We start from the raw sequence: 23,809 nt of genomic DNA on the forward strand, positions 1-23,809 counted from the left end.
GGAGAGCGGACTATGAAAATCATGACGTGCCCGCTCAACGGGCCGCGCAATATCAGTGAGTTCACCTATGGCGGTGAATTCAAACCCATGCCCGATCCTCTGACCTGCAGCGACGCCGAATGGGCCGACTACGTGTTCAACACCGACAACCTCGCCGGCGTGGTGCGCGAGTGGTGGATGCATACGCCATCGAGCTACTGGTTCCTCGCGGAACGTCACACTGTCAGCGACGAGATCCTGCGCACCTTCGACCCTAAAGAACTGTTCACCACCCGCGTCGACTTCAGCGCCGCCAAGGAGATCGCCGGATGAATCGCCTACCCGCCCCCATGGGCTTGCTGATCGACCGTGATCAGCCGCTGGATTTCAGTTTCGACGGCCACCGCTACCAGGGCTTGCAAGGCGATAGCATCGCCAGCGCCCTGTTGGCCAACGGGCGCTTCCTGATCTCCCGTTCGTTCAAATACCATCGCCCCCGCGGCCCGCTGACCATGGCCGGCCAGGACGCCAACAGCCTGGTGCAGTTGCCCCAGGAGCCGAACGTGCTGGCCGATGCCCACGCCCTGTCCGCCGGTTTGCAGGTCACTGCGCAGAACGTCAACGGCTCGCTGGACAACGACAAGGACGCCTACCTCGGCAAATTCTCGAAATTCATGCCGGTGGGCTTCTACTACCGCTCGTTCTACAAGCCCAAGGGCATGTGGAAAATCTGGGAACCGATCATTCGCAAGAAAGCCGGCCTCGGTGTGCTCGACCTCAAGTTCCAGCCCGAGTACTACGACAAGGCCTACCTGTTCACCGATGTCGCGGTGATCGGCGCCGGCCAGCCGGGCTGCATGCGGCGCTGACGGCGGCCAACGCAGGGGCCAAGGTGTTGCTGATCGAGCAACAGACGTTGCTCGGCGGTTCGCTGACCTATGCCCGCTTCGATATCGAAGGCAACCGGGCCGAGACCCTGCGCCGCGAACTGCTCGCTGCGGTGGAGCAGCACGCCAATATCCACATCCTCACCGAAGCCACCTGCAACGCCTGGTTCACCGACAACTACCTGCCGGTGATCCAGGGTAAACGCTTGTACAAAGTGCGTGCCCGGCAGTGCCTGGTGTGCAGCGGCGCCTTCGATCAGCCGGTGGTGTTTCGCAACAACGACCTGCCGGGGGTGATGCTGACCAGTGCCGCGCAACGGCTGATGAAACTGTATGCGGTCAAGCCGGGCAATCGCGCCGTGGTGCTGACGGGCAACGATGACGGTTACCTTGCCGCGCTGGACTTGCACGACCAGGGGGTGGAAGTGGTCGCCGTGGTGGACATGCGCCAGGGGCCTTCGGACGAATCCCTGCTGGGCGCCCTGGCGCAACGCAAGATTTACCGTCAGGGCAACAGCACCGTCTATGAAGCCCTGCACGAGAAAGGCATGCGCCATATCAACGGCGTCGACGTGCGCAAGATCACCGCGCAAGGCCAGGTCGCCGAGAGCGGGCAACGCCTGGATTGCGATTTATTGTGCATGTCTGCCGGCTACATGCCGGTCTATCAATTGCTGTGCCAGGCCGGCGGCAAACTGGCCTACGACGACCAGCGTGCGGAGTTCACCATCAGCGGCCTGCCACAGCACCTGAATGTCGCAGGCTCGGTCAATGCGCGTCACCGGCTCGACAACGTCATCGCCGATGGCGTGAATGCCGGCACCGAGGCCGCCCTCGCCCTGGGCCTGGCAGTGGGTGCCCAACGCGTCCCTTTCAACGGCGAAGCCCGGGTCAACTTCAACTGGCCGATCTTCCCCCACCCCAAGGGCAAGGACTTCGTCGACTTCGACGAGGACTTGCAAGTGGCCGATATCGTCAACGCCACCCGCATCGGCTATCGCGACGTGCAACTGGTCAAGCGCTACTCCACCGTCGGCATGGGCCCGTCCCAGGGCCGCCACTCGGCGCTGCCGACCGCGCGGCTGGTGGCCTGGGCGACCCAGCGCAACATCAGCGAAACCGGCGTCACCACCGCGCGTCCGCCGTTCGTGGCCGAAAAGCTGGCGCATGTCGCCGGTCGCGCGTTCGACGTACCGGCAAACACCGATGCATGCCCGCCACCTGCAAGCCGGGGCGAAAATGATGCCCGCCGGCATCTGGCAACGTCCGGCCTACTATGGCAACGCCAAGGATCGCGATGCCTGCATGCAGGCCGAAGCCCTGCACGTGCGCAACAAGGTCGGCCTGATCGACGTCTCGACCCTGGGCGGTCTGGATGTGCGCGGCCCGGACGCCGCCGAGCTGCTCAACCGGATGTACACCTTCGCCTTTCTCAAGCAGCCGATCGGTCGCTCGCGCTATGCGCTGATGACCAACGAGCACGGGGTGGTGATCGACGACGGCGTCTGCGCGCGGTTTGCCGAGAACCATTTCTACGTCACCGCCACCACCAGCGGCGTCGACCGGATCTACCAGCAAATGCTCAAGTGGAACGCCCAATGGCGCCTGGATGTGGACGTCGCCAACGTCACCGCGGCCATTTGCGCGATCAACGTCGCCGGGCCCGATTCGCGCAAGGTGCTGGAACAGGTCTGCACCGACCTCGACCTGAGCGCCGAAGGCTTCCCTTACCTGGGCGTGCGTCAGGGCACGGTCGCGGGCATCAAGGCACGACTGCTGCGGGTCGGCTTCGTCGGCGAACTGGGCTATGAGATCCACGTCCCGGCACGCCACGGTCTCAAGCTGTGGGACGCATTGATGCACGCCGGCAAGGCCCATGATATCCGCCCCTTCGGCGTCGAAACCCAGCGCCTGCTGCGCCTGGAAAAAGGCCACGTGATCATCAGCCAGGACACCGACGGCATGACCCACCCGGCAGAAATCGACATGGGCTGGGCGGTCAGCCGCAACAAGCCGTTCTTCGTCGGCCGGCGCTCGGTGGACATCCTCGAAGCCCAGCCGCTGAAACGCAAACTGGTGGGCTTCGCGTTGCCCAAGGGCAGCCTGCAACCCCTCGAGGGCCACCTGGTGCTCAAGGGGCCGGATATCAGCGGCAATGTCACCTCCTGCGAGTATTCCGCCAGCCTGGGCAAGATCATTGGCCTGGCCTATGCCGGCATCGACCAGAGCACCCCGGGGCAACGGATTCCGATCCGCGTCGAAGGCGGCATCGTGGTCCAGGCCGAGGTGGTCAAGTTGCCCTTCTTCGATCCCGCCAACCAACGCCAGGAGCTTTGAGTGATGACCAGTCTGAAAGAACAACCCCGTGTTGGCCGGCAAACCCTGGCGCCGTTGCCAGGCTGCAGCTTGACGGACCTGACCGACCTGTCTCGGGTCGGTTTCCGCGGCGCCCACAGTGCCGAATACCTGCGCAGCCGCGGTTTCGCCCTGCCCGATGCACCGAACCGCGCCGTGACTCAAGCCGATGGCAGCCTGGTGGCGCGGCTGTCGCAGAGCGAATACCTGCTGCTGGGCAGCCCCGAAGATCAGGGCCAGCGCCTGGCGGATGAAGAAGCCCGCTGGGAGCTCGATCATCAGGCCAATTATCTGCTGCCGCGCCAGGACAGCCATGCCTGGTTTCAGCTGACGGGGGAACATCCGAGTGAGGTGATGGCCAAGCTCTGCGGCGTTGACCTGAGCCCGCAGGCGTTCGGCCCCGGGGCTGTGGCGCAGACGTCGGCGGCCCGCATCAACGTGATCGTGATCAACGCCGGCAGTGCGCGGCAAGCGAGCCTGCACATCCTTTGCGACCGGGCGTCGCAGGCGTATTTTCAGGAGGCCCTGCTGGACGCGATGGAGGAGTTCAACGCGCGCCATTAAATCCAGGCAAAAAAAAATCCCGGGCAGCTGATGGACGCCCGGGACTTAAAAATGCATAAACCGTGGTGGTGAACGCGGGGCGAATATTACGCAATATTTCTGACTGTAACAAGATATTTTAGCTAACCATCCAGTTACTAATATTCCCAAACCCTTAAATATCCACACTATTTTTAAGGCAACCTACAAAAACCACCGGTATTCCCGTGCGCTGATCTCCTGCATGAACGCCAGGTGATCCTGACGTTTGTTCTCGCAGTAGACATCCACGAACTCCGCGCCCAACCCCTCGCGCAACGGCGAATGGCATTGCATCGACTGCACCGCTTCGAGCATCTCCAGCGGAAAATCGATACCGCTGTTGCGGTCTTCGTTGAGTGGTGCGATCGGCTCGCGACCGGCTTGCAGTCCCTGTTCCAGCCCCACCAGAATCGCCGCCAGCACCAGATAAGGGTTGGCATCGGCACCTGACAGGCGATGTTCGATCCGCAGGTTCCGCTCATCCGATTCGGGCACCCGCAGACAGGCGTCACGGTCTTCGAAGCCCCAGCTGGCCCGCGTCGCGACGTTCACCGTGCCGCTCAAGCGCCGCATGGCATTGTGATTCGGGGCAAAGATCGGCATGCAATGGGGCAATACCTCAAGACAGCCTGCCACCGCATGGCGCAGCGCCTGCTGCCCGTCGACGGCCAACAGGTTATTCCCCGCCTCGTCGTAGAGGCTGACATGGACATGCATGCCGTTGCCCGGATGGTGCAGATAAGGTTTGGCCATGAAGCTGGCGCGATAGTCATGCTTGAGCGCCACGCCCCGCGTGCTGCGGCAGAACAGGGCCGCCCAGTCTGCGGCGCGCAGACCGTCATCGAGGTGACCGAAGTTGATTTCGAACTGGCCAGGGCCCAGCTCGGCAGTGATCACCGTGGCATCGATGCCTTGCGCCTGCGCGGTATCGACCATGTCATCGAGCACCGCGGAAAATCGCGACAGGCGCTCGATGTGCATGTTTGGCTGGTCGTCCGCATCGCCGCTCAGCGGATCGCGCGGAAACTGGGGCAGGCCACCCTGTAACTGTCGATCGAACAGATAGAATTCCAGCTCGAACGCCACCACCGGGAAAATCCCTTTGCGCCCGAGCCTTTCCAGCACCTGCGCCAATACTTCCCGCGGTTCGAAGACAATCGGTTGTTCCGTGCCGCTCGAAGTGATCAGCATCTGCCCCAGCGGCTGCTGTTCCCAGCCCACCCGTTTCAAGGTGCCAGCCACCAGACGCCGCGGCGCATCCGGATCGCCGTCGTTGAAACAGTAGTCGCCAATCTTGAACAGCCCCCCTTGAGTCCCCAGCAACACACAGTTCTGCGGCAGCTTGAGGGCGCTGCCGGCAGCGACCTTTTCCAGCATCTCGATCGGGTAGCGCTTGCCGTAGAAATGCCCGGGAATGTCCAGGGAGATCAGGTCCACATAACGCACATCCGGGTAACGCTGGCGGAAGGTGCGAACTTCGGCGAGCAGATCGGAGCAGACAGCATCCATCGTTGATAGTCCTTGTCGTGTCATCAGGTGTAGACCCACAGCACGCGGGTGAGTCGGTCCGAGAGGTTGCCGTAGCGGCAGTGGGCATGACTGGCCAGTTGAAAACTGTCGCCAGCCTGCAAGGTGACCGGCTCGTCGTCAGCCAGCCATAACGTCAGCTCGCCTTCCAGGACATAACCGCCCTGCTCCGAGCTGTCATTCATGTGCCGGTCGCCGCTGCTGGCGCCGGGCTCGAGCTGGCTTTCCAGCATCGAGAACGAGGCGCGCATCTTGGGCGAGACCAGGATGTCGGTGATGCCATCGGCGTAATACAGGGTGCGGCGCTCGTCCGGACGGGTCACCCACCGCAGGGCCATGGGTTTGGGCAGACTGTAGAAATAAGTGGTCGGCACGCCGAGGGTTTCGCTGATGGCGGTCAAGTCCGCCACCGTCGGCCGTGACAATCCGCGCTCGACCTGGGAGAGAAAGCCCACGGAACGACCGATCTTGTCCGCCAAATCCTTGAGCGTGTATTTCTTGTGCTTGCGCAGGTCCTGGATCAGGATCGCCAGCGCCGAGATTTCTTCTTGCATGTCCATCCAAAGGCTTCCAGAAAGGGTGCAATTCAAAGGCTGTCGCGCAGTCGGTACCAGGCCTTGCCGATGGCTTCCAGTGGCGCCGCCATGTATTTTCCGCCGGGGAAACTGCCGTTGACCAATCCCTGGTACAGCGCCAGCTCATCCGGCTGCCCCAGTATCGCGTCCGACACTGCGCGGGCCCCGGCCAGCGTCGGCAGTACGCCGTGCCCCGAATACCCCTGCAGCCAATAAAGTTCGCCCCGTCGACCGATGTCCGGGGTGCGCTTGAGGGTCAGGTCGATGTGTCCGCCCCAGGCGAATTGCAGCTCGACGCCCTTGAGCTGGGGGAACACACGCTCCAGGCAGGGCCGGGTCGCGGCGGCGATGTCCCGGGGCATTCCGCCCAGATAGGTGCAGCCACCGCCGAACAGCAGGCGGTTGTCCGGGGTGCGGCGGAAATAATCGAGCACGAACTGATTGTCGGTGACGCACACATTGCTTGGTAACAGCGCGCTCGCCTGCTGTGCCGTGAGCGGCGCCGTGGCCACCTGATAGGTGCCGACCGGCAATACACAACTCGACAGCTTCGGCTCCAGCCGATCGAGATAAGCGTTGCACGCCAGCACCAACACGTCGGCCCGAATGCGGCCGCGCCCGGTGGTGACCACGTACTGATTGCCCGCTTCGCGATAACTCAAGGCTTTACTCTGCTCATGAATCTTGCCACCGGCACGCTCGATCGCGGTGGCCAGGCCGAGTGCCAGCTTCAACGGATTCAGGTGCCCGCCTTCCGGATCGAACAGGCCTGCCTGATAGCGCTCACTGGCGACCCATTGCGGCAACTGCGCACGGGGGATGAACTGCAACCCGTCGTGGCCCCATTTGTGGCTGGCCTCATGCTGCCACTCAGTGAGCAGCTTGACCCGCCGCGGCATCACCGACGTCCACAGATGACCCGCCCGATAATCACACTCGAAAGCATGCCGTGCCGGTAACGCGCGCAACTCCCGCGCAGCCCAGCGCATGCCCTCCCACAAGCGCCGCGCCCGTTCGTGGCCCAGCGCCGCCTCCAGTGGCGGCATGTCGCACGACCAACCGAGAATGGCCTGGCCGCCATTCCGTCCCGACGCGGCCCATGCCACCCGGCTGGCTTCCAGCACGGTCACGCGCTTGCCGGCCAAGGCCAGTCGCAGCGCGGTATGCAGGCCGCTGAAGCCGGCGCCGATGATCAACACTTCCGCGTCCTGCTCCCCTTCCAGGGCCGCTCGATCGACTAAAAGATCCGCACAGCTGTGGGCGTAGTAACTGTCGACGTGCCGGGTGGATTGTTGAAACATGCGGGCCTCATGAAATTTTATATTTATAATTTCATGAAAAAATACAGGTTAAATTTCACAGTCGCAACCTTTCAGCCGGAAAAAGGCTATTTACCATTCCGGGAAACACCGGTAACTGTAGGAGCCAGCTTGCTGGCGATGGATTCAAGCGCGCCGCGTTCAGCCAGATGGAACGCGTTATCGTTGACGTCCATCGCGAGCAAGCTCGCTCCTACAGGGTACGCTGTCAGGCCGCCCGATTACGCAGTAACTGTAGGAGCCAGCTTGCTGGCGATGGAATCAAGCGCGCCGCGTTTAACCAGATCGAACGCGTTATCGTTAACGATTATCGCGAGCAAGCTCGCTCCTACAGGGCCTGTCATGCGATCGGGATCAGCGGATCCGCAGCGGCCCAGGCCGTTTCGCGATCGGCCAGCGGTGGGTAGATCCACTGGGTGTTGATCTGGGTCTTGAGCGCCTTGCCTTCCTGCCTGACCAGCTTGACCTGGCGATCCCAGCCTTCGGTGTACACCGCGCCCCACGCCCCCAGGTCCAGACAGGTGACGTATTTGGGCTGGCGGTACGGCGTCGGGTCCACCCCCAGGATCTGCGCGGCGACGTTGTTGCCGGCGTGGCGGCCCAACACGATGGCGTGCTGGCAAGTCATCAAGGCGTAATTGCCGATGTCGTCAGTGGCGGCGCAGGCGACATCGCCGGTGGCGAAGATGTCGTCCTGGCCGATGACTTGCAGGTGGCTGTCCACGTGCAGCCGGCCCAGATGATCGCGTTCGGCGGGGATCTGCTCGGTCAGCGAGCTGGCGCGCACGCCGGTGGTCCAGATCACGGTGCTGGCGTCGATGCGCTGGCCGTCACTCAGGTCCACCCCATTGGCGTCGATGGCGACCACCGAGGCTTGCAAGTGCCATTTCACCCCTGTCTCGAGACTGGCTTCCTCGATCGACCTGGCGATCTCCGGCCCCATGGATCCGCCGATTTTCTCCCCGCGATCGACAATGATCACTTCGATATCGGGCTCGTCACCGAGGATCGCCCGCAAGCGGGCCGGCATTTCGCTCGCCGTTTCAATCCCGGTGAAGCCACCGCCGGCGACGACCACTGTGTTGCGGGCTTTGCTGTGCGGCTGGTCGGCCAGGGATTTGAGGTGGTTTTCCAGGCGTATGGCCTGTTCGATCTGGTCGACGTCGAACGCATGTTCGGTCACACCCGGAGTGCTGGACTGTGCCAGGCGGCTGCCGGTGGCCAGAACGAGTTTGTCGTAGCTGCAAGTGTGGCGGGTGCCCGAAGCATCGAGGTAGCCCACCCGCTTTTGCTGCACATCGATGGAGTCCGCAGCGCCCTTGATGAACTTGACGCCGACCGCCTCGAACAGCTCGCCGATCGGTGCCGCCAGTTGGTGCGCATTGGGTTCATAGAAGCGCGGACGAACGCGCAGCTCGGCCTGCGGGGCCAACACGGTGACTTCAACGTCGTTGTGAGCATGGATATCGAACAGGCGGGTCGCACTCAACGCCGTCCACATGCCACCGAAACCTGCGCCGATTACCAGAATGTGCTGTTTCATTTTCAACTCCGGGGGAAGACCAATGATGAGTTCGCAAGCGGTCGCACACCTGTCAGTGCCGACCGAATAACTACGACTGTATTGATCCGAGTTACTTTGCGCAATGGTTTTTTTGTGATGGTTGCCATCGACGTATTCGATTTCTAAGCAGCCGCATCACTATGGTGCGCCCTGCCATTGAGCGCGTACCAGGCGCGTTGCCTGACTCACGTCCAGCTGCTAATATTTACGACAACATTAGTCGGAGATACCGATGTCTCTTTACAGCGCTGGCGTCGAGTACGGCATTCATTGCCTGATTTTTCTGGTGGGTCACCACGGGGACACCCGGGAGGCGAGTGTGCGCGACCTCGCCGAGTTGCAAGGCGTGCCTCTGGATTATCTGGCAAAAATCTTCACCCGACTGGCCAAGGCCAAGCTGGTGGTGGCGACCGAGGGGGTGCGCGGCGGGTTCAAGCTGGCCAGGCCTGCCGACGAAATCAGCGTGCTCGATATCGTCAATGCCATCGACGGCCAGAAACTCATCTTTGATTGCCGCGAGATTCGTGGGCGCTGCGCGTTGTTCGAAGGCGCCACGCCCGACTGGGCGGTGGCCGGTCCCTGCGCGGTGCATGCCGTGATGATGACGGCGCAGAAACGCATGGAAGAAGCCCTCGCCCAGCAGACCATTCTGGATCTGGCGCGCAAGGTCGGGCGCAAGGCCCCGCCGGAATTCGGCGAGCAAGTGGACCACTGGATGAACGATCGTCGGGAAAAGAAAAGCGCTGCAAACGCTCAGGCAAGCGACGACACACTCATCCAGGTGAACGAGATCCGCGATTGAATCCTACAGACAGTCGCGCACAGCCTGGCGCAACGCCGCTGATTTAGCCCAGGGCGGTCCCTGATACAGCGATACGCGACTGCCGTCTTTGGATTTCACGATATCGAGGATTTCGTCGGCTGTGATGATGCTCGGCGCCGTGATCCGGTAGCCATTGGAAATCCCCGCCTGAGTCGAGTTGGGCACCACTTGCTGCCAGGCCGGCAGGACGCAGGCAGCGTATTCCTTGGGCGGTTTTTCGCTGTACTTGCTTACATTCGGTTCACCCGGCACCACTGACGCGGGCAACGAACAGCCCGCCAGCAACGCCACCCCCAAGGCCCCGATCAACATTCGCATGACGCTTCCCTTTCCTGAAAAGGACGCAATGTAGCGCGTCGCTGACCAGACATCCATCCATTGAGCAGAACTCAGTGCGGGGTATTTGTATCATCCGATTCCGGATAGGACCTGGCGTTCAGATAGGTCATCCACCGTTCATAGGCATCATGCTGCCATTGACTGACCCGTTCCCATTCCGGGCCGCTCAGCTGATGAGCAGAAATAAGCTTCATCATTTCCGTGGTGGCCGCGTCGAGATCGACTATCAGCTCATGGGCATGAAATCTGAAATCATCGGTAGTCGTCATTTGAAAGGGCCTCGTCACAGCAAGTAATTGGCTACCTCAATACGACACCAACCTGCCGAATTCGCGTTATTTTCCCGACAAAAGGACGCGCCTTTCACGCCTAGCCTTTGACGCAGACCACCTGGCGCAGGGTGTGCACCACTTCCACCAGTTCGCGCTGAGCCTGCATGACCTTGTCGATATCCTTGTAGGCCATCGGTATTTCATCAATCACCGATGCATCCTTGCGGCACTCCACATGGGCCGTGGCGCGGACCTGATCGTCGACGGTGAAGGTATTTTTCGCTTTGGTACGGCTCATGGTGCGCCCGGCGCCATGGCTGCAGGAGCAGAACGATTGTTCGTTGCCCAGGCCGCGGACGATGAAGCTTTTCGCCCCCATGGAGCCGGGAATGATCCCCAGTTCGCCTTTTTTTGCCGACACCGCGCCCTTGCGGGTGACCCACACGTCCTCACCGAAATGCCGCTCTTTCTGCACATAGTTGTGATGGCAATTGACGGCCTCCAGCGCGACCTCGAATGGCTTGTGGATCACTTGCCGGGTGGCCCCGATCACCGCCTGCATCATCAAGGCACGGTTCTGCCGGGCGAAATCCTGGGCCCAGCCCACCGCTTCGACATAGTCCGTGAAATGCCGACTGCCTTCTTCGAAGTAGGCCAGGTCGCGGTCCGGCAGATTGGCCAGGTGCTGACGCATGTCTGCCTGGGCCAATTGAATGAACAGGTTGCCAATGGCGTTACCGACGCCGCGCGAGCCGCTGTGCAGCATGAACCAGACCCTGTCGGCCTCGTCCAGGCAGACCTCGATGAAATGATTGCCGCTGCCCAGCGTGCCCAAATGGTGGCGGTTGTTGGTGCTGGCCAGTTTCGGGTATTTGGCGGTGATGGCCTTGAACCGCGGGTCCAGCGCCGCCCAGGCCTGATCCGCCTGCCTTGGCACGCTGTGCCACGCGCCTTCGTCGCGGCGACCCCGGCTCAGTATCCGGCCGTGGGGTACGGCCCTTTCGATGGCGCTGCGCAGCGCGTGCAGGTTGTCGGGCAAGTCGGCGGCGCTCAGCGTGGTGCACGCGGCGATCATGCCGCAGCCGATGTCGACCCCGACCGCGGCCGGGATGATCGCGCCCACGGTGGGGATCACGCTGCCAATGGTCGACCCTTTGCCCAGATGCACATCGGGCATGACCGCCAGGTGTTTGAAGATGAACGGCATCTTCGCGGTGTTGATCAATTGCTGCCGGGCTTCGCTCTCGACCGGGACGCCCTCGGTCCACAGCTTGATCGGCTTGCCGTTACGCACTTCCAACAGTTGCCAGGTAGAGGCTTGCATGATTGCGGTTCTATAGGTATCGGACGAACTTAACGCTCCCCCGCCGAAATGGGACTAAAATTTCTTAGCGGAGCTTATCAGGAGAGCATTATGTGGCTTAACGAATCGGAAAACGAACTTCGTCGCGACCTGCAAAGCGTTGCCTCGGACTTGCGATGGTCGGCGGTCGAGCTTTTGCGCATCGCGGACCAGTTGCGCCAGGCGGGCAATGATGTAGACGCACAGGCAGCCCTACGCTTGTGCGAACTGTTCCAGGGCGACGAACAGCGTTTGGCGGGCTATGCCGAAGAGGTGAAGGCCAAGGCGATCAGTCGAAAAGAGCACAATCCGCCTGAACACGACAAGCCCCGGCAAACCGGGGCTTAAGGCGCACTATTTATCGGTTTTCTGACTGGTGGCGGGCTTTTTTGCCCGGGATTTGTAACCGGGGAGAGAGGCTGCAAAGGCCAGCGCCTCTTCCCTGCTGGCAAACGCGCCGAGCCGGTCACCCTCGGTGCAGACCCGCCATGGGCCGTTGTTGACGCTGAGTACGTCATAACCGTTCATGTGCATCTTGTTGAGCATGGGAACACTCATGGTTACCTCCTGTTCGGCAGTGATCAGCCACCTTTGAGTTGATTACCTTACACCTGCCCCTTACTTAAATGCAGACCAGACGTCGCGCCGGTGGTTGCAATCGGTTTGCACTTTCTCTGCCTCCCGCCACTCCAACCTATCAAGCAGCAATCGGGACGGTTCCGGCCGGAATATTGCATTCTTATGTCTGATTCATGACAACAGGCGATCAAGTGGCACATGAAAGTACGCGCAACCGTCATTTGCGAGCAGGACCGGCATATTCTGCTGGTGCGCAAGCTCAAGAGTCGCTGGACGCTGCCGGGCGGCAAGGTCGAGCGCGGTGAAACCATCGCGGGCGCGGCCATGCGCGAACTTCACGAAGAAACCGGGCTGGGGGTCGACGGCCTGCTGTATCTGATGGAGCTGCAAACCGGCAGTACCCGACACCACGTCTACGAGGCCTCGGTGCTGAACCCGGGAGAGGCCCGGCCGCAAAACGAAATCTTCGATTGCATCTGGTATCCGCTGGACGCGATACACAACCTGGACACAAGCGACGCTACGCTCAGGATCGTCCAGGCGTTTCAGCGTCGCTTTTAGCTGCCCAGACTTGTCAGCCCTGGTCGCCACCGCCGACCGGCAGGGTCATGCCGGTGATATAGGACGCTTCGTCGCTGGCCAGGAACAGGATAGCCGCGGCCTGTTCATCCAGGGTGCCGTAGCGTTTCATCAAGCTGCTGTCGAGGGTCTGGTCGACGATCTGCTGATACCACACTTTCTCCTCGGCACTTTGCTGCGCGGCGTTGCGCGGGATGGCCCGCGGCGGCGCTTCGGTACCACCGGGGGCGGTGGCGTTGACTCGAATGCCACGCCCGGCGGTTTCGAAAGCCAGGCACGCGGTCAGCGCGTTCACCCCACCTTTCGCCGCACCGTAGGGCACGCGATTGACACTGCGGGTGGCGATGGACGACACGTTGACGATGGCGCCACTGCCCTGTTCAAGCATGAACGGCAGCGCGGCATGGCAGCACCACAGCGTCGGGAACAGCGAACGACGGACTTCGGCTTCGATCTGCTGCGGTTCGTAGTGTTCGAAAGGCTTGGTCCAGATCGTGCCGCCGACGTTGTTGACCAGCACGTCCAGGCGCCCGAAGCGCTCGACGGCGGCCTGCATCACCCGGCTGCATTCTTCGTACTGCTCAAGATCGGCCGTCAGGGCCAGCACCTGGCTGCCCGGCGCCAATGCCGCCTGCACTTCGAACACCAGCTCGGAGCGATCCACCAGGATCAACTGCGCGCCCTCGGCTGCCATGCGCTCGGCCACCCGGCGCCCGATGCCTTGGGCGGCACCGGTAATCAACGCGACTTTTTCGTGAAATCTGTTCATGTGTACCTCACGCGGCGCTGGCGGCAAATTTTTCGTAGTAGAAGTTCGCCGGGGCGATGCCTTGTTCGCGAATGAACTGGCTGACCGCTTCGACCATCGGTGGCGGGCCGCACAGGTAGACATCGACGTCGCCGTCGTTCAAATGTTTGGGCTCGATGTGCTGGGTCACGTAGCCCTTGAGCGGGTGCCGGCTGTCGGGGCTGGCCACGCAGGCGCTGAAGCTGAAGTTGGGGATGCGGGCTGCGAAGGCTTCCAGGCGATCCATTTCCACCAGGTCGAAATCGTTGGTCACGCCGTAGATCAGATGCAGCGGATGCTCACTGCCCTGCTCGGCGATTTTCTCCAGCATCGCGGTGAACGGCGCCAGGCCGGTACCGCCAGCCAGCAGCAACAACGGACGGCGGATCTCGCGCAGGTAAAAACTGCCCAACGGCCCGGCCAGGCTCATGCTGTCGCCCGCCTTTGCCATGCCAGTGAGGAAGCTGCTCATCAGGCCGCCAGGCACGTTGCGAATCAGGAAGCTGACTTCGCCATCGCGCTGCAACGAGCTGAACGAGTAGGCGCGGGTCTGTTCGCTGCCGGGAATCCCCAGGTTCACGTACTGCCCCGGCAGGAACGCCAGTTTGCTCAAGGCTTCACCCTTGATCGACAGCGCAATGGTGCTGTCGGACAGCTGGCGCACGGCGCTGATGGTCGCGTCATAGCTGGCCTGGCGGGTGCGGCAGACATCCGAGGAGGTCGGCACGCGGACCACGCAATCGCTCAGGGCGCGCATCTGGCAGGTCAGGACAAAACCCTGCTCGGCCTCATCGCTGCTGAGGGCGTCTTCGATGTATTCCTCGCCCAGGTCATAACGACCGGCTTCGGCGAAACATTTGCAGGTGCCGCAGGCGCCGTCGCGGCAGTCCAGCGGAATGTTGATGCCCTGGCGGTACGCGGCATCGGCCACGGTTTCACCGGCATTGGCGTCGATAAAGCGGGTGACACCGTCTTCGAAGTTGAACGCAATGGAATGGGTCATGACGGCAGCCTCACAAATGGTAAACATCGATGACCTGGCGAACGTAGTCGTTCTTCAGGATCACTTTCTTGGCCTTGATCAGCGGGTTCTCACCGCGCACATCCAGGGTGTAGAAGCTGCTGCCGAAATAGCTGTCGACGGTCTTGTAGCGAAAGCTCAGGGTGTGCCAGTTGAAGCGCACCTTGCACAATCCGTCAGCCTGTTCGAGCAGCTCGATGTTGCTGATGTTGTGGGACGTGCGGGTGTCCGGCATGGTGGCGCTGGAGCGCTCGGTCTTGATCCGGAACACGCGGTCTTCCAGGCCGGTGCGGTTGCCGTACCAGATCAGCGAGATTTCCCGCTGCGGGTCTTCGGTCAACTCGTCGTTGTCGTCCCAGGACGGCATCCAGTAGGTGGCGTCCGCTGCATACAACTCCAGCCATTCATCCCATTGCCGGTCATCGAGGTAGCGAGCTTCGCGATAGAGGAAGTCGCGCACGGCTTCATAGGTGATAGTCATTGCACGGCCTCCACTGCAATCAGGTCGGACTGCTCTGCGGCCAAGGCCTTGAGCATGGTCTGCTGCCAATACTTGTGCTGCAGCACGAACAGGCCTTCGTCTTCGGTGCGCACGCCGCTGAGCAGCGGATGCAGATCGATTTCCTGCGCGGCCTCATCGGCGCCTTCGACCCAGTGCTCGGCACCACGGGACATGTCGTTCCAGGCCGTCGCGCTGCCCTCGTAACTGGTCTGGCAGGAGCGGAACTCTTCCAGGTCGTCCGGGGTGGCCATGCCGCTGACGTTGAAGAAATCCTCGTACTGGCGAATCCGGCTCGAACGGGCGTGATCGCTTTCGCCTTTGGGGGCGATGCAGTAAATGGTGATTTCCGTGCGGTTGACCGAAATCGGCCGGGCGATACGGATCTGCGAGCTGAACTGGTCCATCAGGTACACGTTCGGGTACAGGCACAGGTTGCGCGAGTTCTCGATCATCCAGTCGGCGCGAGCCTTGCCGAAGTCCTGGGCCAGTTCGTCGCGACGCTCGTACAGCGGACGGTCCTCAGGGTTGGCCCAGCGGGTCCAGAGCAGCATGTGGCCCTTGTCGAAGGAGTAGAAACCACCGCCCTGCTTGGCCCAGCTGCCGGCGCTCATGGTCGGATTGTCATCGCCGGCCTCGCGCTGCTTGCGCTGGTTCTGGGTCGCGGCGTAGTTCCAGTGCACGGAGCTGACGTGATAGCCGTCGGCGCCGTTTTCGGCGGTGAGTTTCCAGTTGCCTTCGTAGATGTAGCTGGAGGAACCGCGCAGCACTTCCAGGCCATCGGCGGACTGGTCGACGATCATGTCGATGATCTTCGCCGACTCGCCCAGGTGCTCGACCAGCGGCAACACATCAGCGTTGAGGCTGCCGAACAGGAAGCCGCGATAGGATTCGAAACGCGCGACCTTGGTCAGGTCGTGGGAGCCTTCGCAGTTGAAGCTGGCCGGGTAGCCCGCTTCGGCCGGATCCTTGACCTTGAGCAGCTTGCCGGAGTTGTTGAAGGTCCAGCCGTGGAACGGACAGGTGTAGGAGCTCTTGTTGCCGGACTTGTGCCGGCACAGCGTCGCGCCGCGATGGCTGCAGGCGTTGAGGAATGCGTTGAGCACACCGTCCTTGTTGCGCGCGATGAAGATCGACTGGCGCCCCATGGTGGTGGTGTAGAAATCGTTTTTGTTGGGAATCTGGCTTTCGTGGGCGAGATACAGCCAGTTGCCTTCGAAGATGTGTTTCATCTCGAGGTCAAACAGCCGCGGGTCGGTGAACATCTCGCGTTTGCAGCGATAGATACCCTGCTCTGGATCGTCTTCAAGCAGGGAATGCAGGTATTCGGGTCGCAGGGTCATGGCCACCGCCTCCATTGTTATTGTCAGGCAGGACCATGCTAGGACGGGGGGATGGTTCGGACTATCCGCTGGGTGCAGACCTGTATCCGTTTAGTGCAGCCCCAGGGGACTAGATACTGCCGTTGAATCGGCGGTGCATGCGGACCGTAGGAGCCGGCTTGCTGGCGAAGGCGTGTGCATGGGCGATGCAAGGCTTGAGGCCGCCTTCGCTGGCAAGCCAGCTCCTACAGCTGATCTGTGTCGAGATGATAGAAGGTCAGTGCCGGCGCTTGAGGGTGTCCGAAGGCAATTCGCCGAATTGCTTGCGGTAGTTGTCCGAAAATCGTCCCAGGTGCAGGAAGCCGTAATCCATGGCCACCTCCGTGACATTGCGCACGTTACAGGTCGGGTCGCTCAGGCAGGCCTTGATGCGTTCGAGGCGCTTTTGCCGGATGTAGTTTTTCGGCGTGGTACCGGCGTTGCGTTCGAACAAGCCATACAGCGAACGCAGGCTCATCCGCGCCTGGCGGGCCAACTCTTCGCTATCGATGTCCTGCTTGAGGTGACGATCGATGTAGTCGGCAATCACCTCGAACGTGGCCGTCTGCGAGCCAAGACTGATCCGGCTGACGTTGGTCTTCATCAGGCTGAGCATCTTGCTGACGATGATCTGCGCGTAGTGCTCCTGCACTTTGGGAATTTGCTCGGTGGCCTCGGCTTCCTGGCAAATCATCGCCAGCAAACCGACAAAACCTTCAAGTTCGTCGAGCTGATAGCGGTTCTCCAGGAACCGCACGCCCTGCCCCGGGTACCGCCAACGCTGTTCGTCGCACACCGACTCGAACAATGTCGTGGGCACCTTGAGGATGAATTTCTCGCAATCGTCGGAGTAAGTCAGGTCCACCGGATCGTCAGGGTTGATCAACAGCAATTCGCCAGGGGCAAAGTAGTGTTCCTGGCCATGGCCGCGCCACAGGCAGTTGCCTTGCAGCAATACCTGCAGGTGATAGATGCTTTCCAGGGCGCCGGAGGTGACCCGTACGCTACCGCCATAGCTGATGCGGCAGAGGTCGAGGCTGGCAAATTTGCGGTGATTGAGGCTGGCCAGCGGTCGCCCGGCCCGGGGCATCAGGATGCAATGGTTACCGACGTGCTGATTGACGTAGCCCGACACCGCGTAAGGATCGGCATGGTCGAATACGGTGCTGCGCTGACTCAACAATTGCGCTTGCATCATCGGGTCACTCTCGTTGTTGTTATAGGGTGCTGCGGGTCTTGCGGGGCAGAGCTCGTCACAAGCAAAGCCACGAGATAAACGGTCGGTTATCTCGTGGCCCGGTCCCGCTACTTAAGGATATCAGTCCTCGAGTGCGCGAACCCGCTCGTGACGCTGCTGTTCATCGGGTTGTGCGGAAGTCTGCAAAGTGAAATCGAAGTCGATTTCGGCAAAACGACCGGTCACGCCATGGGCCGCTGCCCGCTCTTGATCGTCGCTGAAGGTGATTTTGGCGATCAGCTCGTCACGGGTGGCATAGGCAAAATCGTCATGCAGGTATTGATCGCCATCCAGGTTGATCTGGGTGGTCAGGTGGCGATGGTCCGGCGCGGAAATGAAGAAGTGCACATGCGCCGGGCGCTGGCCATGACGGCCCAGTTGATCGAGCAGCTGCTGGGTCGGACCGTCCGGCGGGCAACCGTAGCCCGACGGCACGATGCTGCGGAAACGATAGCGACCTTCGGCATCGGTGACGATGCGCCGACGCAGGTTGAACTCCGACTGCGTGGTATCGAAGTAAGAGTAGGTGCCGCCGGTGTTGGCGTGCCAGACATCCACCACCGCACCGGCCAAGGGTTCGCCGGCGGTGTTCTTGACCTGGCCCTGCATGAACAGCACCACACCCGGATCGACGCCGTCATCCAGGCGTGCTTCGCCTTCCGACAGCGGTGCACCCGCCACGTACAGCGGCCCTTCGATGGTGCGCGGAGTGCCGCCAGCCTTGCCGGCCTGCTCGTCTTCGGCGTCCATCAGCAGGTCGAGATAATGCTCGAGACCGATCCCGGCCACCAGCAATCCTGCCTCCTGGCGCGCACCCAGCACGTTGAGGTAGTTGACGGCTTTCCAGAACTCTTCCGGGGTTACGGCCAGGTCTTCGATGATATTCACCGAGTCACGCAGGATGCGGTAGACCAGCGCCTTGGTGCGCGGGTTGCCTGCATCGTTGAGCAGGCCGCTGGCCTCTTCGAGAAACTTTTGTACTTCGGCAGTGTGGGAAATCTTGACGTTCATTTTGGTGGGTTCCTCATCTTGTAATTATAAGCGTAGCGAACTGAACAGGCTGGGTTCAGCGGTCATCTTCGCGAATCGACGAAGGATGCCGGCACATCGCGGTGACTTCGATCGCCATGTACGGGTACAGCGGCAGTTGCATCAGCAGATCGTGCAGTTCCTGAACGCTGTCGACATCGAACACGCTGTAATTGGCATACAGCCCGGCGATGCGCCACAGGTGCCGCCACTTGCCCTGCTCTTGCAGGCGCTGGGCCAGGGCTTTTTCGTCAGCCTTGAGCCTGGCGGCGATTTCGGGATTCATGTCGACCGGCAGGTTCACGGTCATCTTTACGTGGAACAGCATGATGCACTCCTCAGGCGTGATGAAGGACAGTGGATGATTTGTCGCGACGGAAAAACGCCAGGCGCTCTTCATCCAGGCTCAGGCCCAGGCCCGGTGTTTTCGGCACATGCAGTTCGAAGTCGCGATAGACCAGCGGCTCGCCGAGAATGTCCTCGGTCAGCAGCAATGGACCGAACAGCTCGGTGTCCCAGGCCAGTTTGTTCAGGGTGACAAAGGCATGGGCCGAGGCCATGGTGCCGACGCCACCTTCGAGCATGGTGCCACCATACAGGCCGATGCCGGCCGCTTCGGCGATGGCTGCGGTGCGCAACACGGCGCGAGGGCCGCCATTCTTGGCGATCTTCAGGGCGAACACCGATGCCGCACCTTCTCGCGCCAGGTTGAAGGCATCCTCCACGCACTCGATCGACTCATCGGCCATGATCAGCGCCGGGCTCATGGCATTCAGGCGCGCCATGCCGGCGCGGTTGTTGCGCGAAATCGGTTGTTCGATCAGGTCGATGCCGTTGGTGCCCAGGACCCGGCAGGCACGCAATGCCACCGCTTCATCCCAGGCCTGTTGACATCGACCCGCACGCTGGCGCGATCACCCAGGGCTTTCTTGATGGCGATGACGTGGGCCAGGTCGCGGTTGACTTCACCGGCGCCGATTTTCAGCTTGAAGATCCGGTGGCGGCGCAGGTCGAGCATTTGTTCCGCTTCGGCGATGTCCTTGGCGGTGTCGCCACTGGCCAGGGTCCAGGCCACTGGCAGGGAATCGCGCACGCGGCCGCCGAGCAATTCGCTGACTGGCAGGCCAAGGCGCTTGCCCTGGGCATCGAGCAAAGCGGTTTCGACGCCGGACTTGGCGAAGGTGTTGCCACGGATGCTGCGCTCCAGGCGCAACATCGCGGCGTTCACGTTGCTGGCGTCCTGGCCCAGCAATAGCGGCGCGAAGTGTCGATCGATATTGGTCTTGATGCTTTCAGGGCTTTCGTTGCCGTAAGCCAGGCCACCGATGGTGGTGGATTCGCCGATGCCTTCGATGCCGTCGGCGCAGCGCACACGAATGATCACCAAAGTCTGGTTCTGCATGGTGTGCATCGCCAGCTTGTGCGGGCGGATGGTTGGCAGATCGACGATGATCGTCTCGATCGATTCAATGGCTGTTGCAAGCATGTCGATACCCGTCAGGTTCTTGAAGTTCTGATCCGGATTCTCGTACGGCTTTTTCCGGGCGGCCAATATAGAATTAGTCTGGCTTGATACCTTAAAGGTATTCAACCACTGCCCAACGGGAGGCTCCATGGAACTGCGTCACCTGCGTTACTTTCAGGTATTGGCCAAAACCCTCAATTTCACCCGTGCCGCCGAGCTGCTGCACATCGCCCAACCGCCGCTGAGTCGACAGATCCAGCAACTGGAAGACGAACTGGGGGTCATGCTGCTGGAACGCGGGCGGCCGTTGAAACTGACCGACGCCGGGAGGTTTTTCCATGAGCATTCCAGCGCCCTGCTCGAACAGTTGGCCAAGGTGTGCGACAACACGCGGCGCATCGGTCTGGGCGAAAAGACCTGGCTGGGCATCGGCTTTGCGCCATCGACCCTCTACGGCGTCCTGCCCGAGCTGATTCGTCGCTTGCGCAGCGGCGAACCCCTGGAACTGGAGCTCGGGCTCTCGGAAATGACCACCCTGCAACAGGTGCAGGCGCTCAAGGCCGGGCGCATCGATATCGGCTTCGGGCGGATCCGTATCGACGACCCGGCCATCATCCAGACCGTGTTGACCGAAGACCGGCTGGTCGCCGCCCTGCCCGCCGGCCACCCGTTGCTGGCCGGGCCGATCAGCCTGCGCGAACTGGCGAAGGAACCCTTTGTGCTGTACCCCGGCAATCCGCGGCCGAGCTATGCCGACCATGTGATCGCCTTGTTCGAATCCTATGGCGTGAGCATCCATGTGGCGCAATGGACCAATGAACTGCAAACCGCCATCGGCTTGGTGGGCGCCGGCATCGGGGTCACGCTGGTGCCGGCCTCGGTGCAATTGCTGCACCGCGACGACATTGGCTTCACCCCGCTGCTGGAAGACAACGCCACCTCGCCGATCATCCTCAGCCGGCGTGTCGGCGACGTCTCGCCGGGGTTGAATCATTGCTTGCGGATGATCGACGAGCTGTTGCCATCGGCATGAAACCGCGATGCGACAAGCGCATTCGCCCTACGGGGGGATTCCAGCAGTGTCGAAATGAATTGGTCGGCTGTCAGGTCGCCACCTCGCCCCCTGTAGGAGCTGGCTTGCCAGCGAAGGACGTCAACGATAACGGGTGTCTTCCTGAATCAACGCGGTGTCTTTGACTGCTTCGCTGGCAAGCCAGCTCCTACATTAGAAGCGCGCAGCGTGCTTCAATGGGGGTTGCCGCTCCAGAGCCAGTTCCAGATGCCCGGCAGCTTGACCGCCTGTGAACTGTCGCGAACGGTACGGGCCATGGCGGCGCGTTGCAGCGCTGCCGTATCGTCGTAAAACGGCTTCTGCGCCAACTTCACCCCGGTGGCGCTGGCGCTGTCGAGGAGGATTTGCAGGTACTCCCGGGTGTGCCGGGCGGTGTAGCGATTGAGATCGTGGAACGTCACCACCACCGGAATCACGCCGTCCACGGTCGGCAGCTCGCCCCGGGCGATGCGCTCACGGACTTCGGACAGTTGCCGCAGCATGTTGGCCCGTCGCCGGGGGCTGGCGTTGAAACCCCAGATCTTGCCGTCATTGGCGCTCAGGTCGGTGAGCAGCAGATGCAGGCCCTGTTGCCGATAAGCCGTGAAGGTGCGCTTGTCGTAGCTCCAGAATGGCGGACGCAGCAGGGTCGGCGGCGCTCCGGCGATCGCGGCAATATCGGCGCTGCCGTTGCTGAGCGACTGCTGCAGTGCCGGCCCGTCCAGCGAGCGATGATTGCTGTGCCCGGGCGTGGCGGTGTGCAAGCCCAGAATGTGGCCTTCGGCCTGTTCGCGCTGCATGATTTCGCGCCCCAACTCGCTGCCGCCGGCCCGTGAGGCGCGGGTCTGCACGAAGAACACCGCCTTGATGTCCGCTTGCAGCGGATTGCGCGCCAGGCTGTCGAGCACGGTCACGGTCGGATTCCACCAACTGGATGCGCTGGGACCGTCGTCGAAGGTCAGCAGGAAACGGATTGGCGGTTGCGCGCGCAGACGTTGCTCGGTCTGCGGCGTCATCTCGATGGGAGAAGCGATGCACCCCAGCAGACCGACTGCGATGGCGAACGCCGATAAAACCTTGACCAGCTGTTTCATGATTTGCCTTGGGCCAGACGGTTGCGCCCACACGTCTGTGCGGGCGCAGGTTGGAACAAGGTACACAGAGTTTGGTTCCGGCGCTGCGATAGATCCTGATGTTCAACTGGAAATACGTGTAGGCCTGTGGAGGCATTCAATGTAGGAGCTAGCTTGCTAGCGAAGGTCGACAACGATAACGCGTGGTTCCTGGCTAAACGCGGCGCTCCAGAGTCCATCGCGAGCAAGCTTGCTCCTACAACCACGGCATCCCGCTCAATAGCGGGGGTGTTGTTGCATGTGCAGATTGATCAGGGCTTCAGCGGGAATTCCTGGTCGCGATCCGAAAGCTCTTTGCCGTCGTCAGGATGCTTCCAGGTAGGCGACGAACGCTTTTGCCGCTCGAGCTCTTCTTCCGTCGGTTCATCCATGTCTTCATCATCCGGTTCCGGACGCTTTTGGTCAGTTGCCATGCTCACCTCTCTTCCTGAAGGGGTCGGTTATCAACGTTAAGCGTAGAACAGTTTCGAGTCCCCGGCTCACAGCCACCCGCGCAGCAAAAAGAAAAAGCCCATGCTCAACAACATGCTGAGCAGGGTATTTCGCGTGTAAAGCACCAGCCCCACCGCCACCAGCGAACTGATCAGGTAGGGATTGTCCCACTGCAGGTTCAACTGTTTGTCCGGCATGAACACGATCGGCCCGCAGATCGCAGTCAACATGCCCGGCACCGCAAAACCGAGGAACTGCCGGGCATTGCTGCTCAGGCGCAGCGGCAACCGGGGTTCGAGAAACACGTAGCGGTTGAGGAACACCAGGATCCCCATGCCGACAATCACCGCCCAGACCATCATGTGCGCCCCCCATGAAGTTTGTTGCAGACAAAGCCGGCCGTCATGCCCGCCAACCCCGCCAGCACCAGCGCCGAACCCCATTGCCAATGGCTGAACAGCACCGAGCAGAACAGCGAAACCGCCACGCACACCACGGTCGGCACATTGCGCACCACCGGCGTGATCAGGGCGATAAAGGTCGCCGCGATGGAGAAGTCCAGCCCCAGATGCTCCAGGCCTGGAATGCTGCTGCCCAGCACGATGCCGGCCAGGGTGAAGAGGTTCCAGGCGATGTAGAACGTCAGGCCGACGCCCAGGGCGTACCAACGGTTGAACTGCTGTTTGTCATGCGCACTGGTCAGGGCGAACAGTTCGTCAGTGAGCAAAAAGCCCAGCCCCGCCCGCCAGCGACCCGGCAGCGGCGAAATCACCGACCGCAGACTCATCCCGTACAGCAGATGCTGGGAAGTCAGGAGCACAGTGGTCAGCAGAATCGAAAAGATCCCGGCACCGCCCTTGAGCATACCGATGGCCACCAGTTGCGCCGCACCGGCAAACACGATGCTCGACAAGCCCTGGCCTTGCAGGGGCGTGAGATTGGCTTCGATGGCCATGGAGCCGGCCAGCAGCCCCCAGGGCGCGGTCGCCAGGGACAACGGCAGGATCGCCACGGCGCCGCGCAGAAAGGCGCTGCGCGGCATGAGTGAGTTGACATAACGCTCTGCAAC

General features: G+C 61.5%; 25 protein-coding genes and 2 pseudogenes. 7 read left to right on the forward strand and 20 right to left on the reverse strand.

The features are described from left to right. Positions 1-12: 12 nt before the first annotated feature. From BZ163_RS18350 to BZ163_RS18360, 3 genes and pseudogenes are all read left to right on the forward strand, one after another. Entirely contained in the window at positions 13-312 is a 300-nt protein-coding gene (locus BZ163_RS18350) for a sarcosine oxidase subunit delta (protein WP_064677183.1), read from the forward strand. Next, positions 309-3,203: pseudogene (locus BZ163_RS18355) on the forward strand (2Fe-2S iron-sulfur cluster-binding protein). The gene BZ163_RS18350 and the pseudogene BZ163_RS18355 overlap by 4 nt, the downstream one beginning before the upstream one ends. 3 nt (positions 3,204-3,206) lie before the next feature. Beyond that, positions 3,207-3,785, forward strand: coding sequence for a sarcosine oxidase subunit gamma (locus tag BZ163_RS18360; protein ID WP_128872088.1), 579 nt, complete (start codon positions 3,207-3,209; stop codon positions 3,783-3,785). A gap of 183 nt (positions 3,786-3,968) precedes the next feature. Here BZ163_RS18360 and BZ163_RS18365 read toward each other — a convergent pair whose 3' ends face one another. From BZ163_RS18365 to BZ163_RS18385, 4 genes are all read right to left on the reverse strand, one after another. Beyond that, a complete protein-coding gene (locus BZ163_RS18365) occupies positions 3,969-5,315 on the reverse strand; it encodes a glutamine synthetase family protein (RefSeq protein WP_128872089.1) in 1,347 nt (448 codons plus the stop codon). A 23-nt stretch (positions 5,316-5,338) separates the two neighbouring features. Further along, positions 5,339-5,893, reverse strand: coding sequence for a helix-turn-helix domain-containing protein (locus BZ163_RS18370; RefSeq protein WP_128872090.1), 555 nt, complete (start codon positions 5,891-5,893; stop codon positions 5,339-5,341). A 26-nt stretch (positions 5,894-5,919) separates the two neighbouring features. Beyond that, complete coding sequence (locus BZ163_RS18375) at positions 5,920-7,209, reverse strand: FAD-binding oxidoreductase (protein WP_128872091.1); 1,290 nt, start codon at positions 7,207-7,209, stop codon at positions 5,920-5,922. A 358-nt stretch (positions 7,210-7,567) separates the two neighbouring features. Beyond that, positions 7,568-8,770, reverse strand: coding sequence for an NAD(P)/FAD-dependent oxidoreductase (locus BZ163_RS18385; protein WP_128872092.1), 1,203 nt, complete (start codon positions 8,768-8,770; stop codon positions 7,568-7,570). Between the two features lie 253 nt (positions 8,771-9,023). Between BZ163_RS18385 and BZ163_RS18390 the strand changes: the two genes are divergently transcribed. Next, the gene (locus tag BZ163_RS18390; protein ID WP_128872093.1) at positions 9,024-9,593 is read left to right on the forward strand and encodes an Rrf2 family transcriptional regulator; all 570 of its coding nucleotides are present in this window, start codon (positions 9,024-9,026) and stop codon (positions 9,591-9,593) included. 3 nt (positions 9,594-9,596) lie between these two features. On the opposite strand, the gene BZ163_RS18395 is transcribed toward BZ163_RS18390, so the two are convergent. The 3 genes from BZ163_RS18395 to BZ163_RS18405 form a co-directional block, all read right to left on the reverse strand. After that, positions 9,597-9,932 carry a hypothetical protein gene (locus BZ163_RS18395; RefSeq protein ID WP_128872094.1) on the reverse strand — a complete coding sequence of 112 codons (336 nt, stop codon included), beginning with the start codon at positions 9,930-9,932 and terminating at the stop codon, positions 9,597-9,599. A gap of 71 nt (positions 9,933-10,003) precedes the next feature. Continuing rightward, positions 10,004-10,222: a hypothetical protein gene (locus BZ163_RS18400; RefSeq protein ID WP_128872095.1), complete on the reverse strand. Its 219-nt coding sequence runs from the start codon at positions 10,220-10,222 to the stop codon at positions 10,004-10,006. 100 nt (positions 10,223-10,322) lie between these two features. Beyond that, complete coding sequence (locus tag BZ163_RS18405; protein WP_128872096.1) at positions 10,323-11,549, reverse strand: RtcB family protein; 1,227 nt, start codon at positions 11,547-11,549, stop codon at positions 10,323-10,325. Between the two features lie 90 nt (positions 11,550-11,639). Here BZ163_RS18405 and BZ163_RS18410 point away from each other — a divergent pair, with 90 nt between their 5' ends. Further along, the gene (locus tag BZ163_RS18410) at positions 11,640-11,915 is read left to right on the forward strand and encodes a hypothetical protein (RefSeq protein ID WP_128872097.1); all 276 of its coding nucleotides are present in this window, start codon (positions 11,640-11,642) and stop codon (positions 11,913-11,915) included. A 6-nt stretch (positions 11,916-11,921) separates the two neighbouring features. On the opposite strand, the gene BZ163_RS18415 is transcribed toward BZ163_RS18410, so the two are convergent. Beyond that, complete coding sequence (locus BZ163_RS18415; RefSeq protein ID WP_128872098.1) at positions 11,922-12,125, reverse strand: SPOR domain-containing protein; 204 nt, start codon at positions 12,123-12,125, stop codon at positions 11,922-11,924. A gap of 219 nt (positions 12,126-12,344) precedes the next feature. Here BZ163_RS18415 and BZ163_RS18420 point away from each other — a divergent pair, with 219 nt between their 5' ends. Further along, on the forward strand, positions 12,345-12,707 hold the full coding sequence (locus BZ163_RS18420) for an NUDIX hydrolase (protein ID WP_128872099.1): 363 nt from the start codon (positions 12,345-12,347) through the stop codon (positions 12,705-12,707). Between the two features lie 13 nt (positions 12,708-12,720). On the opposite strand, the gene BZ163_RS18425 is transcribed toward BZ163_RS18420, so the two are convergent. From BZ163_RS18425 to BZ163_RS18460, 8 genes and pseudogenes are all read right to left on the reverse strand, one after another. Beyond that, positions 12,721-13,494, reverse strand: coding sequence for a 1,6-dihydroxycyclohexa-2,4-diene-1-carboxylate dehydrogenase (locus tag BZ163_RS18425; RefSeq protein ID WP_128872100.1), 774 nt, complete (start codon positions 13,492-13,494; stop codon positions 12,721-12,723). A gap of 7 nt (positions 13,495-13,501) precedes the next feature. Continuing rightward, entirely contained in the window at positions 13,502-14,515 is a 1,014-nt protein-coding gene (gene benC / locus BZ163_RS18430; protein ID WP_128872101.1) for a benzoate 1,2-dioxygenase electron transfer component BenC, read from the reverse strand. A 10-nt stretch (positions 14,516-14,525) separates the two neighbouring features. Then, positions 14,526-15,014, reverse strand: a complete 489-nt coding sequence (benB, locus tag BZ163_RS18435; RefSeq protein WP_128872102.1) for a benzoate 1,2-dioxygenase small subunit — start codon at positions 15,012-15,014, stop codon at positions 14,526-14,528. Beyond that, the gene (gene benA, locus BZ163_RS18440) at positions 15,011-16,375 is read right to left on the reverse strand and encodes a benzoate 1,2-dioxygenase large subunit (protein WP_128872103.1); all 1,365 of its coding nucleotides are present in this window, start codon (positions 16,373-16,375) and stop codon (positions 15,011-15,013) included. Before benA ends, benB begins: the two co-directional genes overlap by 4 nt. 256 nt (positions 16,376-16,631) lie before the next feature. Beyond that, on the reverse strand, positions 16,632-17,591 hold the full coding sequence (locus tag BZ163_RS18445; protein WP_128872104.1) for an AraC family transcriptional regulator: 960 nt from the start codon (positions 17,589-17,591) through the stop codon (positions 16,632-16,634). A gap of 120 nt (positions 17,592-17,711) precedes the next feature. Beyond that, entirely contained in the window at positions 17,712-18,641 is a 930-nt protein-coding gene (catA, locus tag BZ163_RS18450; protein ID WP_128872105.1) for a catechol 1,2-dioxygenase, read from the reverse strand. Between the two features lie 55 nt (positions 18,642-18,696). Continuing rightward, positions 18,697-18,987, reverse strand: a complete 291-nt coding sequence (catC, locus tag BZ163_RS18455; protein WP_128872106.1) for a muconolactone Delta-isomerase — start codon at positions 18,985-18,987, stop codon at positions 18,697-18,699. A 10-nt stretch (positions 18,988-18,997) separates the two neighbouring features. Next, positions 18,998-20,145: pseudogene (locus BZ163_RS18460) on the reverse strand (muconate cycloisomerase family protein). Between the two features lie 127 nt (positions 20,146-20,272). Between BZ163_RS18460 and BZ163_RS18465 the strand changes: the two are divergent. Further along, entirely contained in the window at positions 20,273-21,157 is an 885-nt protein-coding gene (locus BZ163_RS18465; RefSeq protein WP_128872107.1) for a LysR family transcriptional regulator, read from the forward strand. A gap of 212 nt (positions 21,158-21,369) precedes the next feature. On the opposite strand, the gene BZ163_RS18470 is transcribed toward BZ163_RS18465, so the two are convergent. The 4 genes from BZ163_RS18470 to BZ163_RS18485 all read right to left on the reverse strand — a co-directional run bounded on the left by BZ163_RS18470 (position 21,370) and on the right by BZ163_RS18485 (position 23,782). Continuing rightward, positions 21,370-22,269 (reverse strand): polysaccharide deacetylase family protein, encoded by a 900-nt coding sequence (locus BZ163_RS18470; protein WP_128872108.1) that lies wholly within the window; start codon positions 22,267-22,269, stop codon positions 21,370-21,372. Positions 22,270-22,559: 290 nt separating this feature from the next. After that, positions 22,560-22,721 (reverse strand): hypothetical protein, encoded by a 162-nt coding sequence (locus BZ163_RS34875; protein WP_168187381.1) that lies wholly within the window; start codon positions 22,719-22,721, stop codon positions 22,560-22,562. A 66-nt stretch (positions 22,722-22,787) separates the two neighbouring features. Continuing rightward, on the reverse strand, positions 22,788-23,099 hold the full coding sequence (locus BZ163_RS18480; RefSeq protein WP_167355130.1) for an AzlD domain-containing protein: 312 nt from the start codon (positions 23,097-23,099) through the stop codon (positions 22,788-22,790). After that, positions 23,099-23,782, reverse strand: coding sequence for an AzlC family ABC transporter permease (locus BZ163_RS18485; RefSeq protein ID WP_128872109.1), 684 nt, complete (start codon positions 23,780-23,782; stop codon positions 23,099-23,101). Before BZ163_RS18485 ends, BZ163_RS18480 begins: the two co-directional genes overlap by 1 nt. Positions 23,783-23,809 lie beyond the last annotated feature (27 nt).

The sequence above is a fragment of the Pseudomonas sp. VI4.1 genome (assembly GCF_002029345.1).
In the GTDB taxonomy this organism is placed as follows: Bacteria; Pseudomonadota; Gammaproteobacteria; order Pseudomonadales; family Pseudomonadaceae; genus Aquipseudomonas.

Excerpts from the sequence above, each read along its gene's own strand:
- BZ163_RS18350 (WP_064677183.1), top strand. The coding sequence starts at position 13 with ATGAAAATCATGACGTGCCCGCTCAACGGGCCGCGCAATATCAGTGAG.
- BZ163_RS18360 (WP_128872088.1), top strand. The coding sequence starts at position 3,207 with ATGACCAGTCTGAAAGAACAACCCCGTGTTGGCCGGCAAACCCTGGCG.
- BZ163_RS18365 (WP_128872089.1), bottom strand. The coding sequence starts at position 5,315 with ATGGATGCTGTCTGCTCCGATCTGCTCGCCGAAGTTCGCACCTTCCGC.
- BZ163_RS18370 (WP_128872090.1), bottom strand. The coding sequence starts at position 5,893 with ATGGACATGCAAGAAGAAATCTCGGCGCTGGCGATCCTGATCCAGGAC.
- BZ163_RS18375 (WP_128872091.1), bottom strand. The coding sequence starts at position 7,209 with ATGTTTCAACAATCCACCCGGCACGTCGACAGTTACTACGCCCACAGC.
- BZ163_RS18385 (WP_128872092.1), bottom strand. The coding sequence starts at position 8,770 with ATGAAACAGCACATTCTGGTAATCGGCGCAGGTTTCGGTGGCATGTGG.
- BZ163_RS18390 (WP_128872093.1), top strand. The coding sequence starts at position 9,024 with ATGTCTCTTTACAGCGCTGGCGTCGAGTACGGCATTCATTGCCTGATT.
- BZ163_RS18395 (WP_128872094.1), bottom strand. The coding sequence starts at position 9,932 with ATGCGAATGTTGATCGGGGCCTTGGGGGTGGCGTTGCTGGCGGGCTGT.
- BZ163_RS18400 (WP_128872095.1), bottom strand. The coding sequence starts at position 10,222 with ATGACGACTACCGATGATTTCAGATTTCATGCCCATGAGCTGATAGTC.
- BZ163_RS18405 (WP_128872096.1), bottom strand. The coding sequence starts at position 11,549 with ATGCAAGCCTCTACCTGGCAACTGTTGGAAGTGCGTAACGGCAAGCCG.
- BZ163_RS18410 (WP_128872097.1), top strand. The coding sequence starts at position 11,640 with ATGTGGCTTAACGAATCGGAAAACGAACTTCGTCGCGACCTGCAAAGC.
- BZ163_RS18415 (WP_128872098.1), bottom strand. The coding sequence starts at position 12,125 with ATGAGTGTTCCCATGCTCAACAAGATGCACATGAACGGTTATGACGTA.
- BZ163_RS18420 (WP_128872099.1), top strand. The coding sequence starts at position 12,345 with ATGAAAGTACGCGCAACCGTCATTTGCGAGCAGGACCGGCATATTCTG.
- BZ163_RS18425 (WP_128872100.1), bottom strand. The coding sequence starts at position 13,494 with ATGAACAGATTTCACGAAAAAGTCGCGTTGATTACCGGTGCCGCCCAA.
- benC (WP_128872101.1), bottom strand. The coding sequence starts at position 14,515 with ATGACCCATTCCATTGCGTTCAACTTCGAAGACGGTGTCACCCGCTTT.
- benB (WP_128872102.1), bottom strand. The coding sequence starts at position 15,014 with ATGACTATCACCTATGAAGCCGTGCGCGACTTCCTCTATCGCGAAGCT.
- benA (WP_128872103.1), bottom strand. The coding sequence starts at position 16,375 with ATGACCCTGCGACCCGAATACCTGCATTCCCTGCTTGAAGACGATCCA.
- BZ163_RS18445 (WP_128872104.1), bottom strand. The coding sequence starts at position 17,591 with ATGATGCAAGCGCAATTGTTGAGTCAGCGCAGCACCGTATTCGACCAT.
- catA (WP_128872105.1), bottom strand. The coding sequence starts at position 18,641 with ATGAACGTCAAGATTTCCCACACTGCCGAAGTACAAAAGTTTCTCGAA.
- catC (WP_128872106.1), bottom strand. The coding sequence starts at position 18,987 with ATGCTGTTCCACGTAAAGATGACCGTGAACCTGCCGGTCGACATGAAT.
- BZ163_RS18465 (WP_128872107.1), top strand. The coding sequence starts at position 20,273 with ATGGAACTGCGTCACCTGCGTTACTTTCAGGTATTGGCCAAAACCCTC.
- BZ163_RS18470 (WP_128872108.1), bottom strand. The coding sequence starts at position 22,269 with ATGAAACAGCTGGTCAAGGTTTTATCGGCGTTCGCCATCGCAGTCGGT.
- BZ163_RS34875 (WP_168187381.1), bottom strand. The coding sequence starts at position 22,721 with ATGGCAACTGACCAAAAGCGTCCGGAACCGGATGATGAAGACATGGAT.
- BZ163_RS18480 (WP_167355130.1), bottom strand. The coding sequence starts at position 23,099 with ATGGTCTGGGCGGTGATTGTCGGCATGGGGATCCTGGTGTTCCTCAAC.
- BZ163_RS18485 (WP_128872109.1), bottom strand. The coding sequence starts at position 23,782 with ATGCCGCGCAGCGCCTTTCTGCGCGGCGCCGTGGCGATCCTGCCGTTG.